The organism is uncultured Ilumatobacter sp. (assembly GCF_963980585.1).
Classification (GTDB): Bacteria; Actinomycetota; Acidimicrobiia; order Acidimicrobiales; family Ilumatobacteraceae; genus Ilumatobacter_A.
In genome coordinates, this window is record NZ_CAXCAM010000026.1 from 1 (window position 1) to 13,422 (window position 13,422).

The following is a 13,422-nucleotide window of genomic DNA, read 5'->3' on the forward strand; positions in this document are numbered from 1 at the left end:
ACCTGGCGGGACGCGCGGCGGCCGAAGGCGAGCAGTTGAACGGCTAGCTCGACTTCGTGCAGGAGAGTGGCACCTTCCCATTTGGCACCCACATCGCCGTGGTCGAGGTGGACTCGGGAACCGGCAAGGTGACGCTGCTGCGCCACATCGCAGTCGACGACTGCGGCACCGTGCTCAACCCGTTGATTGTTGAAGGCCAGCAACATGGCGGTATCGCTGCGGGCGTCGGACAAGCGCTGTTCGAAGAGGTACTCTTCGACGGAGATGGCAACCCGGTCACCTCGAATCTTGCTGAGTACGCCATCGTTTCCGCTGCCGAGTTGCCGTCGTTTGAGGTCGTCTCGACCGAGACGCCCACGCCGCTGAATCCGCTTGGAGCGAAAGGTATTGGCGAAGCTGCGACCATTGGTGCGACCCCGGCGGTGCAGAACGCTGTCATCGATGCGGTCGCCCATCTCGGCGTGCGCCACATCGACCTTCCCTGCACCCCGGAGCGGGTGTGGACGACCATCGAACACGCCCGTTCCGGCACGCTGCCTGACCCGTGGATCGAGCCGCCCGACATCTTTGCTCGCAACCGGGCCGAGGTCGACGCCGAGCAACCGGAGACCGCCCCGGACGACGTTGCAATCTGACTGACCTCCGGGATCAGACCGCCGCGTAGACGCTGTCGAGGCGCGGCTTGGCCGAGCTGTCGAGAGCGATAGTGCCCTCGTCGACGAGTTTGACGAGGTGCGACAGCACGCTGCGCGCAGCGGGCTTGTGCAGCTCGACGCGGACCGCTGCGTACAACTCGGTGACCATTTCGGGGATCGTGGTGAGTCCGCGGCGAACGGCGTCCACGATCTGCTGTTCACGTGCTGCGCGGTGGGCGATCAGCTGACGCACATAGGTCTGCGGGTCGGTCACCGGTGACCCGTGCGTCGGGATGATCACGTCATCGGTCCGCCCAGCTACGACGCGCAGGGATTCAAAGTAGGCAGCCATGTCGCCGTCGGGCGGTGAGACGACCGTCGTGCTCCAACCCATCACGTGGTCGCCGCTGAACAGCGAGGTGGTCGAACCATTATTGAAGGCAAAGCAGGTGTGGTTGGACGTGTGACCCGGCGTGTGGAGGGCTGTCACGGTCCATGGCGTCGAGCCGATGGAACCCGTTGCCGCAACGTCGCCGGTGTTCACGACCAAGTCGGGGATGAACGCATGATCGGTCGATTCCTCGATTTTGACCTCTGGCTCTGCGGTGTCGGGTTCAGGTTCTTCGGACGGCGGCGCGATGCCAAACCCCTCAGGATCGGTCCCGATATCCCACGGCTCGGCGTCAGGTCGGTCGTGTGGACCAAAAGCAACGGTCGGCGCGCCCGTCTCGGCATGGAGCCAGGCCGCGAGCGGAGAGTGATCGGCGTGGCAGTGCGTGACCAGAATGGTCCGCACTGTCTCGCCGTCGAGTGCTGCAGCGAGCGCGTCGCGGTGGGTATCGATCTGCGGACCGGGGTCGACGACGGCAACGTCGCCTTCGCCGATGATGTAGGTGCCGGTGCCGTGATACGTGAACTTCGACGGGTTCTTCGCAATCACACGGCGAATGCCAGGCGCCAGCTGCTCCACAGCTCCGTACGCAAAGGCGTCCTTGTCGAGGGAGACGAAGTCGATCGGATTGCTCACGCCATCATCTTCGTTCTGACCACTCGAGCGGAACGAGTCGACCGACCGGTTGCCCATGCCCGAGGACGGAAACGTTCGCGATCTGCTCGTTGGCGGCGATCGTGGCAGCGTCGACACCGAGCAGTCGAAGAGCTTCGAGCATCACGACCTTTCTCGCGTCTTCGGTTGCATCCGCGATCTTGTAGGCAAATGATCGTCCGTCGGGCAATGCGCCCGCCATCACTGCGGCGGCCCCCTCCTTGGCGATCAGGCCCGGCACGGCGCGCATCCAGTCCGTGACATCGCGCTCGGTACCCCCCACCAACTCAGGGTGGGCTGTCATCGCGGTTGCTACCTGCGAGCCACGAGCGAGGGTGCCGAAGGCGCTGGCCAACCCGCGCAGGCTGAACGCTTGAGTTGGGGCGCCGCATCCATCGATCCCGATGTAGGCGACCGGCTCACTCATGAGCAGCTCGATGTGCGCGCTGATCATCTGCTGCAACGGATGCTCGACAGCGAGGTACCCGTCGATCGGCCACCCGTTGACGCGGCAGGTGGCGAGCATTGCGGCGTGCTTGCCCGAGCAGTTCTGCTGGAGCGACGAGGGCGGGACGCCCTCCGCTCGGAGCGCCGAGCGGGCCGCGGCGCCATACGGCCGCGACACGGTGTTGGCCAGGTCCCCTTCGGTCAGGTCCGCCGTAGCGAGCAACGCGCACACCGTGGCGAGGTGGCGCGGTTCGCCGCTGTGGCTCGCGCAGGCCACCGCCAACTGCTCAGTCGTGACCTGCAGACCAGCCGCGACCATCGCATCGGCCTGCATCGGCTTCAGGCACGACCGGGGATAGACAACGAGGTTGGCATCACCGATCTCGGATTCGACGGCACCGTCGGCGTCGAGCACGACACCCGCTCCAAAGTGGAGCGATTCTTCGAGGGAACTCCGCGTCGCAACAGCAATTGGAGCGAACGACTCGCGAGCGAACCGCGTCTCTTCGAATCGGGTCACGGCGTATTGGGCGAGTCGGCCTGAGCACTCGGATGCGATGCTGCCCCGCGTGACCGCTTGGGAGGCTGAATATTGGTGAGATGACTATCGACCACGTCGTAGCGATGGCCGGCCTCACCCACCAACGCCTGGAACATTGCTGCCGCAGGCAGAGCCAGAATCGCGCCGACGGGGCCGAGCAGTGCCGCGCCGCCGAGCGCTGCGCCGAAGGCAACGGCTGGGTGTAGCTCCATTGTGCGGGCGGTGATGCGCGGCGCAAAGAAGTAGTTCTCGATCTGTTGGTAGATCACGATGAAACCGATGACGATGGCCGCTTTGAGCGGGGAGTCCAGGAAGGTCACGAGCACGGGCAGGATGCCGGCGAGGTAGGTACCGACGACCGGCAGGAACTGGCTGACGAAACCAACCCACAACGCGAGCGCGATGGGAGCCTGCGTCCCCAGCGACTGGAACACCAGCCAGTGGAAGAACGCCGACAACAACGCAAGAAGCGCCCGTGAATAGAGGTAGCCGCCGGTCTTGTTGATTGCCAGTTCCCACGCGCTCAAGACACGGTCCTGACGCTGTGGCGTGAGGCGCGAGCAGATGATGCGGCGAAGGCGCGGCCCATCCGCAACGAGGTAGTAGGTGAAGAGAATCACGGACAAGCCCTGGAAGATCACTCCCAGCGCAGTGAGTGAGAGGCGGACTGCCTCGTCGCCCTGGCTCTGGATGAACTGTTGCACGCGACCGTCAGGGTCGTTGACTTCGTCGATCACCGACTGCGGATCGATCTGCGTGTCGAATGTGTCGTTCAAGAACTTGACGGTGTCTTCGATGTAGACGTTCGACTCCGACAGCAGGTCCGCGATCTGCGTGCCAACCAGCGTGCCGATCGCGACCACGAAGACCAGGAACGTGAGGAGCACGCCGAGCAGGATCGACATGGTGGCGCGCCCTCGGCGCCAGCCGCGAGCGGCAAGTCGGTTGACTCCCGGCTCGATGGCCAGCGCCAGGAACAGCGAAACGAGCAGCAGAATGAGGAGCGAAGCGAGGCGGTGAAACACGTGACGCGCGACGAAGGTGAACAGGAACCCGGTCCAGAACAGTGCGATACCGGGGACCACCCACCGTGGGAGCACGCGATCAGTGGAACGCCGATCGAAGCGATTGCCATCGGCATCCAGCCGACCGGCGTCGTTGCCCACGCCTGTCTCATCGGACGACTGGTTCTCGTCTGGACTTTCTTCGGGCACGTCCGGATGGTACTCAGCATCCCGTGACACGATGAGCCAATGGCGCCCACTCCAGCGGAACTCCGCTCCTGGCTCGGCAGCCAGATCCGCGATCGCGTGGTCGGACCGAACGCGGATGTTCGCCGCACCGAACTGTTCGACACCGGTGAACCCGGCTGGTTTGACGACGATGCACCGATTCGTCGGGTGCACGCCGATGCGTCAATGTTCATCGGCGGGATGCGGGCACTGCTCTTTCAGTCCTTGCACCCGCTCGCGATGGCCGGCGTCGCACAGCACTCCGACTATCGGGCCGATCCGTGGGGACGGTTGCAGCGCACCGCCGACTTTCTTGCCGCGACGACGTTCGGCCCAGCCTCCGAAGCACAGCGAGCAGTCGACGTCGTTCATCGTGTTCACCAGCATGTTGTCGGCACCTCATCTGACGGGCGGCCCTACGCCGCGAACGACCCCCATCTCCTGCACTGGGTCCACATCGCCGAGCTCGACAGCTTTCTCGCAGCCCACGACCGCTTCGGACTGCAACCACTCCTCGGGAGCGAACGCGATCAGTACGTGGCTGAGTCGGCGGTCGTCGCTCGCGCCCTTGGTGTTGAACACCCACCCGAAACCGAGGACGAGCTCCGTCAGCACCTCCGCACGTTCCGACCCGAGCTCCGCGGTACTCGCGAGGCGCGTGACGCTGCGCGCTACCTGATCATCCAGCCACCGCTCCCCCTCGCTGCTCGCGCTCCGTACGGATTGATCTGCGCCGCGGCCGTCGCCCTCATGCCGGCATGGACACGCTTCCCACTGCGTCTGCCATGGCTCCCTGTTTCGGAGGCGGCCGTGCTGCGACCTGCCGGAAAGCTGGTGACGCGAACGCTGCGCTGGGCCCTGCCGGCCAACTGACGCTCGCAGCCGCGACGACGGTCAGATCGCGACGCGAAGGGCTGCGGACAGGTCGCCCCGAGGCTTGACCACGACCTCGTCAAGTCCGAGCCAGTCAGCCATGAGTTTGAGTTCGTCCGCGAGTTCCTCGGCGACGTGGGCCTCGGCGATTCCTGGCTCGGCGTACGCGCCTTGGACCAGTAGTTGTCGTGCCTTGCGGTCAGCCTTCAGATCGACGCGACCCACGAGTTCGTCACCAAGGAGGAACGGCAGCACGTAGTAGCCGAACTGTCGCTTGGGCTCTGGAGTGTAGATCTCGATCCGGTAGTGGAATCCGAACAGCCGCTCGGCGCGATCACGGAACCAGACCACCGGATCAAACGGGCTGAGCACAGCACGAGCAGTGATCCGGCGCGGACGCTTCGCATCGGGGTGGAGGTATGCCTGCTGCTTCCAGCCCTCGACTCTGGTGGCGATCAATCGGCCCTCCTCGACCAGCTCTGCGAGGTGCGGACGCGTGTGCGCGAGCCGGTGGTAGTCGGCGAGGTCCGCCGCGGTCCCCACCCCAAAATACGACGCTGCCAGGACGAGGAGCTCTTTTTTTGCCTCGTGCTCGGTCGGCGTCGGCGCATTGAGGACGTCGGCGGGGATGACTCTCTCGGCAAGGTCATACATGCGCGCGAAGTCGTTCGGTCGCCGAGTCGCTGCAACCTCACCAAGACGGAACAAGTGCTCGAGCGCGAACTTGCCGTCGTCCCAATCCCACCATTGACCTTTCGGCCGATCACGCATCTGCAGATCACTCGCCACCAGTGGCCCCTCGGCGCGTAACCGATCGAGCACTGACTGGATCAGCTCAGGTCGCTCGGCTGCGAATGTGCGCATCGCCTTCCAGCGCGGATGGCCCGTCATCATCCAGCCGTACAGCGGCCGTTGCTCGACAGGCACGTGACACGCCTCATGCACCCAGTACTCGAAGAGTTCGCCCGCCTGCGTCGCGTCGGTGATCAGCGTGCGCGGGTGAGGACCCAGCCGAGCGAAGAGTGGCAGCTCTTGGCTGCGCACGAGCACGTTGACCGAGTCGATCTGAATGAGCCCGATGTGATCGAGCACCTTGCGAAGGTGTCGACGGTCAATCCGACCGGTCGGACGGGCGTTGTTGAATCCCTGCGCGCCCAGCGCGATCCGCCGCGCCTGTGCAAGTGAGATCTCGGTCACTGGGCGAGTGTGACAGATGGTGCCTGGCACCATCTGTCGCGCTCTGCGTCAGTCCGCCGATTCGGTGATGACGACGCTCTGGATGACGACGTCAGTTTTCGGCTTGTCGCCACCACCGGTGGGAACGTTCTGCATCGTGTCGACAATGTCGAGACCCTTCACGACTTGACCGAACAGGCTGTATTGCGGCGGGAGCCCGACGCCGGACCCGCCCGACACGATGAAGAACTGCGAGCCGTTGGTGTTCGGCCCGGCATTGGCCATCGCAAGCGAGCCGACCTGGTACTCACGCGGCTTGGGCAGCTCATCTTCGAACCGGTAGCCGGGGCCGCCACGACCTGTGCCGGTCGGGTCGCCGCCCTGGCACATGAATCCGTTGATGATGCGGTGGAAGATCACGCCGTCGTAGTAATGGTTGAGCGCCAGGAACACAAAGTTGTTCACGGTCTTGGGAGCCTTGAGTGCATCGAGTGCAATCACGATCTCGCCGAGCGAGGTGGTCATCGTGGCCGTGTAGCGCTTGGCCGGGTCGATGCCCATCTCGGGCGGAGCGGAGAACTCCTGCTGCTGGGGTGCGGAACCGTCAAAAGGAGGGAAAGCCATGGCACCCGACTCTATCGGCAGGCGCAGCGACGCTCGATGCTCGATGCTCATGAAGACCAGACATCAAGCGCGGCTAACTTGGTGCAGGTGAACGATCCCTCTGTGCCAGAACCATCGAAGCCTGCGGCGGACTCTGAGGCTTCGGTCGACCACGCCACCCACGAGGTGCCGGCACCGACGGCAGTCGAAACGATCCCGCATGACCTTGCTTCGGCTGAGCCCGACATCGACAAGGCGGACTCGCTCGATCTCGACGCGATCGAGCGTGACTTGAACGATGTCCAGACCGCACTCGAACGACTGAACGACGGGAACTATTGGACCGACGAGATCACCGGCGAACCCATTGCTGACGACGTGCTCGCCGCGCATCCCACCGCCCGCACCGCGACTCCGACGCTCGGCTGAGGACTGGCCTGATGCAGAAAAGGGGCGTCGCCACACTCGCTGGCCTGCTGGCGTTGGCCACCGGCCTCGCCACCGCCGCACAAAAGACCGCCAAGAGAGCCAGCGACTCGCCGCTGACCAGTCGGTTCGCCCGGTCAGCGAAGATCTGGAAGATGTCAGCTCGCAACTCCACCCGGTTCGCTGTGTCGAAGGTTCGCGGCATCGCCAGCGACCAGGAGCGACGAGCGGCGCTCGATGAGCAGTTCGCCATTCGAACCGCCGAGGACGTCGCCAAGGAACTCGGCGAGATGAAGGGCGTGCTGATGAAGGCCGGCCAGCTGATCTCGTTCATCTTCGAGGCGCTGCCCGACGAAGCCCAAGATGCGCTCGCCACGTTGCAGGCCGATGCCGCTCCGATGGCCCCGAGCCTTGCTGCCGGTGTCGTCGAAGGCGATCTCGGTCGTCAGCCCGAACGCATCTTTCGCGAGTGGACCGACCTCCCCGTTGCGGCGGCATCGATCGGTCAGGTACACCGCGCCGTCACTCCGGACGGACGAGTCGTCGCAGTCAAAGTGCAGTACCCCGGCGTGCACGAAGCCATCGAGAGCGACCTCGACGCTGCCGAGGTCATGTACGCGATGTTCTCCGCGATGATGCTGAAGGGTCTCGACGTCAACGCGCTCGTCGACGAACTGCGCGGACGAATGCGCGAAGAACTCGACTACAAGCTCGAAGCAGCCAACGTCAGCGAGTTCGAGGAACGCTTCGCCGGCCATCCCTGGGTGCGCATCCCCAAGCTCGTTCCCGAGTACTCGACGGCCCGCCTCCTCACCACCGAGTGGGTCGAAGGCCTCACGTTCGATGAGTTCCGCAAGAACGAGACCTTTGAAACCAAGCAACGTGCAGCCGAAGTCCTGTGGAGGTTCGCACAACGCGCCATTCACCACTACGGGATCTTCAACGGCGACCCGCACCCGGGCAACTACAAGTTCCACCATGACGGCAGCATCACGTTCCTCGACTACGGCTTGGTGAAGCGATGGTCACCTGGCGAATGGGAAGGGTTGAAGCCCACGATGGACGCGATCATCGTCGACCGCGACCCCGAACTCCTTGTACGCGAAATGGAGAAGTCCGGCTTTTTGAAGACTGGTCACGGACTCGATGCCGGGCTGGTCTACGACTACGTGTCCAGCCCGTACACCCCGTATCTCACTGATGAGTTCACCTTCACCCGAGAATGGATGCGCGACACGCTCGGCACGATCCTCGACGTGCAGGGCCCGCACGCTCCGGTGATCGAACAGCTCAACCTTCCACCGAGTTTCGTGATTCTCGACCGCGTCGTCTGGGGCGTGAGCGCGATCCTCGGCAAGCTCGAGGCGCATGGTCCGTGGCGAGCCATGCTGCTCGAGTACACCGCGAACGGCGAACCGGCCACCGACATTGGTGCTGCCGAGGCGGCGTGGTCCGCCGGGCGCCCGGTGAGCTGACCGGATCACGTGAGCACTACTGTCGCCGGCATGGGGGACACCACATCTACATCGGACGCTGCATCACCTTCGGGCGCCACCGCTGAGTCGACCGCGCGGGCGCCGTTTGCTCCGTGGGACCGGCGCGACCTGCCTGGCATGTTCAGTGTTGCGGAGACCGCTCGTCGCGTCGGCAATTACAAGTGGACCGAGATGAAGCTGTTTGAGGCATTGGGCGGGTGGATCGCGACCATTCCCGAGCTCGACATCAAGATGCGCCTTGGGGCCCACTGCTATCACCACGCCTGGCACGCCGACCTGTGGAATCAGCGGCTTCCCGAACTTCGCGAGATGAAGCCCGAGCGCCTGACCGTGCCGGCCAATGACGCGATCGTGCGTTTCATTGAAGCGATGACCGAGCCGGAAGCACCCGAGCTCACCATCGAGAAACTCGTCGGCGTCTACCGCGTGCTGATCCCGCACTTCATCTCGGCGTACACGTACCACCGCAACAACACGAGCGAGATCACCGACGCTCCCACCATCCGGTCGATCAACTTCATCCTGCAGGACGAGTTCGATGACTGGCGCGATGGCGAGATGATGCTGCAGTCTCTGATCACCACTCCCGAGCATGTGCAACGTGCGGCCAGTCACCAGGCCAAACTCGAAGCAATCATGGTCGAGGCCGGCGGCATCACCGGGCCCGGCAGCATCGGTGGCGCATCGCCAGACGGTTCCTGAACACGTCCGACCAGCACGGCGTGTCAATCCGCGACTACGATCGATTTCAATCATTCTGACCAGACCATCTGGGGGTTCATCATGCGTCAGTTCTTTCCCGTCGAAGACCTCGCTCGCGACGAGCGGTTCGTGCAGACGAACATGGCCGAACGACTCGCCGACACGCGCGACCCGATGGAGCCCGAGTCGAAGCGGAAGTCCGCGAAGTCTCGTTCGGCGAGCAATCGTCTGACCCCGGATCGCCCCGATGCATCCGATCGCGCTCGCAGCCTCATGCACGGCATCATGGTCGGCGAGATCCAAGCACTCGAAGGCGCCGGTCGCACCGCACACGATTTCGAGGCCGGCGACGGCAGCGGCGACACGATTCCCTTCGAACTCAAGCTCGACATGGCCCGTCAGGCGTGGGACGAAGCCCGTCACGTCGAGATCAGCGCCAAGCTCGGCGACTGGATGGGCACTGAACTCGGTGAGTTCCAAGAAAACACGGTGCTGTTCGAAGCTGCCTGCTCGAACGATCCGGTACTTCGCCTCGCCGGGGTCAACCGGGCGCTCGAAGGGCTCGCAATCGACGTCTTCACCCAGATGAAGGAATTCGGCGACATGGCGGGCGATCCGTATCTTGAGTTCTGCGAAGACTGGATGCTCGCCGACGAGGTCACCCACGTCAAGATGGGCTCCGACTGGCTGCGCAAGGTCACTGAGAAAGACCCCGACCGCCGCACGAAGGCACTCGAGTTCCAGCAGGTCGTCGACAAGCTCTTCAGCTTCGGTGGCGCCCGCGGCGACCATGAAGAGAGCAGCTTCAAGTTGGCTCGTCGGTTCCGCGAGCTCGCCGGCTTCACCGACGACGAGAACGACACGATCAACAAGCTCGGCGTCGACGCCTTCAACGAACGCAATCAGGCGATCAAGCAGGCCCAAGAAGCTGCTGCTGCGTTCGCCGACGCCTGATCGTGAGCGCTCTCGTCGCCGGGCAGGTCTCGGTCGATCCCGCTGAGTTCACTCAGGTCAAATACGACGCCAACGAGATCGCGGCCATCGTTACCTCGCTCGCCGAGACGCTCGGGGTCAGTAATTCGATTTCGCTCATCGTCGACGAGACGACCCCCTTGGCTAAAATCTCCTGCTCGATTGACGCCCCGTCGTCGGATGCCACGATCGTGATCGATGCGATGAGCGGAGCGATCGAGAACACCAAGCAGCTCACGACCCTGGGCGTCAACCAGACCCGGACATCGGTTGGTCGGATGTTGCTGCGTGCGCGCGATCGGATGCGTGCTGACTTCGCTGACGTCGGCACAGACGACGAGCTCACACTGGCCGAGTCTGCGGCGTGGGATACCTACTGCGCTGGGCGGCTTGCTCGCGCTGGCATCGAGATCAATACGCAGCGCTGGCGCTATAACCATCGCAATCGTTTCGGCTTCAGCGACGCGGGCGATGCAGACTTCGATCGGCTCTGGGCTGCCGACGGACTCAGCTGGTCCGAGGTCGTCGCCGGCATCGCTGCCGACTGAGTCGCGCTGGCTCTCAGCTTCGACCAATCATCTACGTTTTCCACCATGCCTGGCCAGACCGTTCGTCGCGTCCACACCTCTGACGAGTTCGGCGGCATCGACCTCGACGTCATCGATGCCGGCACACCGGGCGATCCTGTCATCGTGCTCGCGCACGGCTGGCCCGAGAGTTCACACTCATGGCGGCATCAGATCGACCCACTCGTCGCTGCGGGATACCGCGTCCTCGTGCCAGACCAGCGCGGCTACGGAAGGTCCTCAGCGCCCAAGGACGTTGACGCCTACCGCAGCGACCGCCTCTCGGCTGACCTGATCGCGCTCCTCGACGACATCGAGACCGACACTGCGACGTTCGTCGGCCACGATTGGGGCGCCCTCGTGGTGTGGGACCTGGCAAGGTTCCATCCCGAGCGGGTTGCCGGCGTCGTCAACGTCAGCGTGCCCTACACCCCATGGCCGCTGCAGCCGACCGAACTCTTCAGCGCCACGTACGGCGACCGGTTCTTCTACATGCTGTACTTCCAACTTCCCGACCTGGCGGAGAACGAACTCGAGACCGATGTCTCTCGTTCGTTGCGTACCGTGATCTGGGGTGGTTCGGGTGAAACCGCCGCACCGCCGCCACCCACCGACGAACTGCCACCATTGGCCGGAACCGGCCTGCTCGACACCTGGGGTGCACCCGCCAGCGTGCCCGACGGTCTCCCCGAGTGGCTGCCCGCGGCCGACTTCGATCGATTTGTCGAGCAGTTCACCGCAAGTGGGTTTTTCGGCCCGATCAGCTGGTACCGCAACCTCGACGCCGACTGGGAGCTGACGAAGGGTCTTGCGGCCCCACCGATGCCGGTCGCGTTCATCGGCGGCGACAAGGACATGGTGATCGCGTACCGGATGGAATACGTCGAATCGATGACAACGTCGCTACCGGACTACCGCGGCCACGTGCTGATCGCCGACGCGGGCCACTGGACGCAGCAGGAAAAGCCGACCGAGTTCAACGCTGCGCTGCTTCGTCAACTCGCAGCGGTGACCGACTGACGGTCAGCAGCGCGTCACAATGACGTTCAGCGACTGATCTGCGCGAGGCCAGAGGGACGTTCGGGGCGAGCGATGGTCAGCGGCGCACAACACGGGCGGCGCCACCCGAAGTCAGCGACCTTTCCGCTCGGCGGCCAATAGTCATCACGGCTGTAGGCCCACCATTCGAACGGGTTGAGGTAGTACGCCGCCGACTCGATCGTGGCGAACAGCCGGTCGCCTTGCTTGCGGCGATCGCTCCCCCAGCGGAGCGCGCCAACAGTGCCACCGAGCACCATCCAACCGACGTAGAGCACCGGATAGCCCGGGCCGAACCAGCGCGCCTGCCACACGTGAACGTCTTCGTGGTCGGTGACGAGCCGGGCGCGTCGGGGTCGCTCAATGTCACCGGCCTGGGAAACCACGTTGCCAAGGGTGACGGCGAACCCTTTGCGGACTCGAAACCCGCGCCGGTACACATGCCGGTTGTGCCGCTCGCTCAGCTCAGGCACGTAGCCGGACGACGGTCGGAGCAGACCGACGCTCTGGGCAACAAGGCCGGCACCGGTCATCGGCAGTCCCCAGGTGGAGTCGAGAGTGAACGCCACGACGCCGTCGGAGCATTTCCAGTCGTACGTCCGCCGCCAACCCGAGATTGCGCCATTCAGCCCGCCGATCACCGCAGCGGGAACAGCAACACCGACCGCGGACCCGACCGCGCCCGCAAACACGACCCCGAGCGAGGCAACACCCGCCGCCTCAACGAGACGACGGGTGCTGTCGGAAACCATTCAGATCGGTGCGTTGCTCAGCGCGACTGGATCTTCGACAACAGGCGCAGCATTTCGAGGTACAGCCACACGAGGGTGACGAGCAGACCGATAGCGGACACCCATTCGTAGGTCTTTGGCATGCCTGCTGCCACGCCCTTCTCGACGCGGTCGAAGTCAAGGGCGAGGTTCATGGCCGCCACGACACACACGACCACCGAGAAGCCGATGCCGAACAGACTCGGGCTGTTGATGAAGCTGATCTCGGCGCCGAACAGGCTCATCAGGAACGACACGCCGTACAGCACCATGATGCCGAGCGTCGCAAAGATGACGCTGCGCCGGAACTTGTCCGTGACCTTGATGATCCGGGTGCGGTAGAGGACGAGCATGACGAAGAAGACCGAGATCGTGGCACCGACGGCCTGCAGCACGATGCCGTTCTGGAAGGTCTCGTATCCCTTCGAGATCGCACCGACAGCGAAGCCGTAGCCAAGTGCGTAGACCGGGCCGAGGAACTTCGCCAACATTGGCTTGAACGACGACACGATCACGGCGATGAAGCCGACGATGATGCCGATCATTGCGACGGGTGGGAACGAGTACGTCGCTTCACCGGTGGGGGCCGTGCCACCTGCTGCACTCCACCCGAACGATGCCGAGATGAGCAGCAGGATGAGCAGCGAGGCCGTGGCGGTGATCGTGCCGTTCACGGTCATGACATCTTTCGACCACGGTGTGGTCGGGCCGTCGTTGACCGGGGCGTTGAGTGGCGATCCGGTGGGAACGGGCGCGGTGTGCCCGCCACGGACCGGTGCCGCCCATCCTGCGGCATCTCGCCGCATGGTCTCGTCGTTAAAGACTGGATTAGACATATGGGCAATCCTATCGGTGGCACGATCTGGACCGCCTTCAGGCGGCCACGTCGTGCACCCTCTC

At 64.1% G+C, this 13,422-nt stretch carries 14 protein-coding genes and 1 pseudogene; 8 read left to right on the forward strand and 7 right to left on the reverse strand.

Features of this window, described 5'->3' with window-relative positions; genetic code table 11:
• A pseudogene (locus ACH2DW_RS09640) lies at window positions 1-635 on the forward strand (xanthine dehydrogenase family protein molybdopterin-binding subunit); the annotation flags it as partial.
• Window positions 636-648: 13 nt separating this feature from the next.
• Here the strand turns inward: ACH2DW_RS09640 and ACH2DW_RS09645 are convergent.
• The 3 genes from ACH2DW_RS09645 to ACH2DW_RS09655 are packed head-to-tail and all read right to left on the reverse strand — an operon-like array spanning window position 649 to window position 3,882.
• Window positions 649-1,662 (reverse strand): MBL fold metallo-hydrolase, encoded by a 1,014-nt coding sequence (locus tag ACH2DW_RS09645; RefSeq protein WP_394929531.1) that lies wholly within the window; start codon window positions 1,660-1,662, stop codon window positions 649-651.
• Window positions 1,663-1,666: 4 nt separating this feature from the next.
• The gene (locus tag ACH2DW_RS09650) at window positions 1,667-2,647 is read right to left on the reverse strand and encodes an asparaginase (RefSeq protein WP_394929532.1); all 981 of its coding nucleotides are present in this window, start codon (window positions 2,645-2,647) and stop codon (window positions 1,667-1,669) included.
• Window positions 2,644-3,882, reverse strand: a complete 1,239-nt coding sequence (locus tag ACH2DW_RS09655) for an AI-2E family transporter (protein ID WP_394929533.1) — start codon at window positions 3,880-3,882, stop codon at window positions 2,644-2,646. The genes ACH2DW_RS09650 and ACH2DW_RS09655 overlap by 4 nt, the downstream gene beginning before the upstream one ends.
• A gap of 39 nt (window positions 3,883-3,921) precedes the next feature.
• On the opposite strand from ACH2DW_RS09655, the gene ACH2DW_RS09660 reads away from it, so the two are divergent.
• The gene (locus tag ACH2DW_RS09660; RefSeq protein WP_394929534.1) at window positions 3,922-4,773 is read left to right on the forward strand and encodes an oxygenase MpaB family protein; all 852 of its coding nucleotides are present in this window, start codon (window positions 3,922-3,924) and stop codon (window positions 4,771-4,773) included.
• Between the two features lie 21 nt (window positions 4,774-4,794).
• Here the strand turns inward: ACH2DW_RS09660 and ACH2DW_RS09665 are convergent, their stop codons facing one another.
• Both ACH2DW_RS09665 and ACH2DW_RS09670 read right to left on the reverse strand, forming a co-directional pair.
• Window positions 4,795-6,003 (reverse strand): winged helix-turn-helix domain-containing protein, encoded by a 1,209-nt coding sequence (locus ACH2DW_RS09665; RefSeq protein ID WP_394929535.1) that lies wholly within the window; start codon window positions 6,001-6,003, stop codon window positions 4,795-4,797.
• Between the two features lie 15 nt (window positions 6,004-6,018).
• Entirely contained in the window at window positions 6,019-6,573 is a 555-nt protein-coding gene (locus ACH2DW_RS09670; protein WP_394929536.1) for a peptidylprolyl isomerase, read from the reverse strand.
• 87 nt (window positions 6,574-6,660) lie between these two features.
• On the opposite strand from ACH2DW_RS09670, the gene ACH2DW_RS09675 reads away from it, so the two are divergent.
• The 6 genes from ACH2DW_RS09675 to ACH2DW_RS09700 all read left to right on the forward strand — a co-directional run bounded on the left by ACH2DW_RS09675 (window position 6,661) and on the right by ACH2DW_RS09700 (window position 11,734).
• The gene (locus tag ACH2DW_RS09675) at window positions 6,661-6,981 is read left to right on the forward strand and encodes a TraR/DksA family transcriptional regulator (RefSeq protein ID WP_394929537.1); all 321 of its coding nucleotides are present in this window, start codon (window positions 6,661-6,663) and stop codon (window positions 6,979-6,981) included.
• A gap of 11 nt (window positions 6,982-6,992) precedes the next feature.
• Window positions 6,993-8,453, forward strand: a complete 1,461-nt coding sequence (locus ACH2DW_RS09680) for an ABC1 kinase family protein (protein WP_394929538.1) — start codon at window positions 6,993-6,995, stop codon at window positions 8,451-8,453.
• 30 nt (window positions 8,454-8,483) lie between these two features.
• Window positions 8,484-9,176: a hypothetical protein gene (locus ACH2DW_RS09685; protein ID WP_394929539.1), complete on the forward strand. Its 693-nt coding sequence runs from the start codon at window positions 8,484-8,486 to the stop codon at window positions 9,174-9,176.
• Window positions 9,177-9,257: 81 nt separating this feature from the next.
• Entirely contained in the window at window positions 9,258-10,130 is an 873-nt protein-coding gene (locus tag ACH2DW_RS09690; protein WP_394929540.1) for a DUF455 family protein, read from the forward strand.
• A 2-nt stretch (window positions 10,131-10,132) separates the two neighbouring features.
• Window positions 10,133-10,696: a hypothetical protein gene (locus tag ACH2DW_RS09695; RefSeq protein ID WP_394929541.1), complete on the forward strand. Its 564-nt coding sequence runs from the start codon at window positions 10,133-10,135 to the stop codon at window positions 10,694-10,696.
• Window positions 10,697-10,741: 45 nt separating this feature from the next.
• The gene (locus ACH2DW_RS09700) at window positions 10,742-11,734 is read left to right on the forward strand and encodes an alpha/beta fold hydrolase (protein WP_394929542.1); all 993 of its coding nucleotides are present in this window, start codon (window positions 10,742-10,744) and stop codon (window positions 11,732-11,734) included.
• Between the two features lie 26 nt (window positions 11,735-11,760).
• Here the strand turns inward: ACH2DW_RS09700 and ACH2DW_RS09705 are convergent, their stop codons facing one another.
• The gene (locus ACH2DW_RS09705; protein ID WP_394929543.1) at window positions 11,761-12,504 is read right to left on the reverse strand and encodes a hypothetical protein; all 744 of its coding nucleotides are present in this window, start codon (window positions 12,502-12,504) and stop codon (window positions 11,761-11,763) included.
• A 17-nt stretch (window positions 12,505-12,521) separates the two neighbouring features.
• Window positions 12,522-13,358 carry a Bax inhibitor-1/YccA family protein gene (locus ACH2DW_RS09710; RefSeq protein WP_394929544.1) on the reverse strand — a complete coding sequence of 279 codons (837 nt, stop codon included), beginning with the start codon at window positions 13,356-13,358 and terminating at the stop codon, window positions 12,522-12,524.
• Window positions 13,359-13,422: the final 64 nt, after the last annotated feature.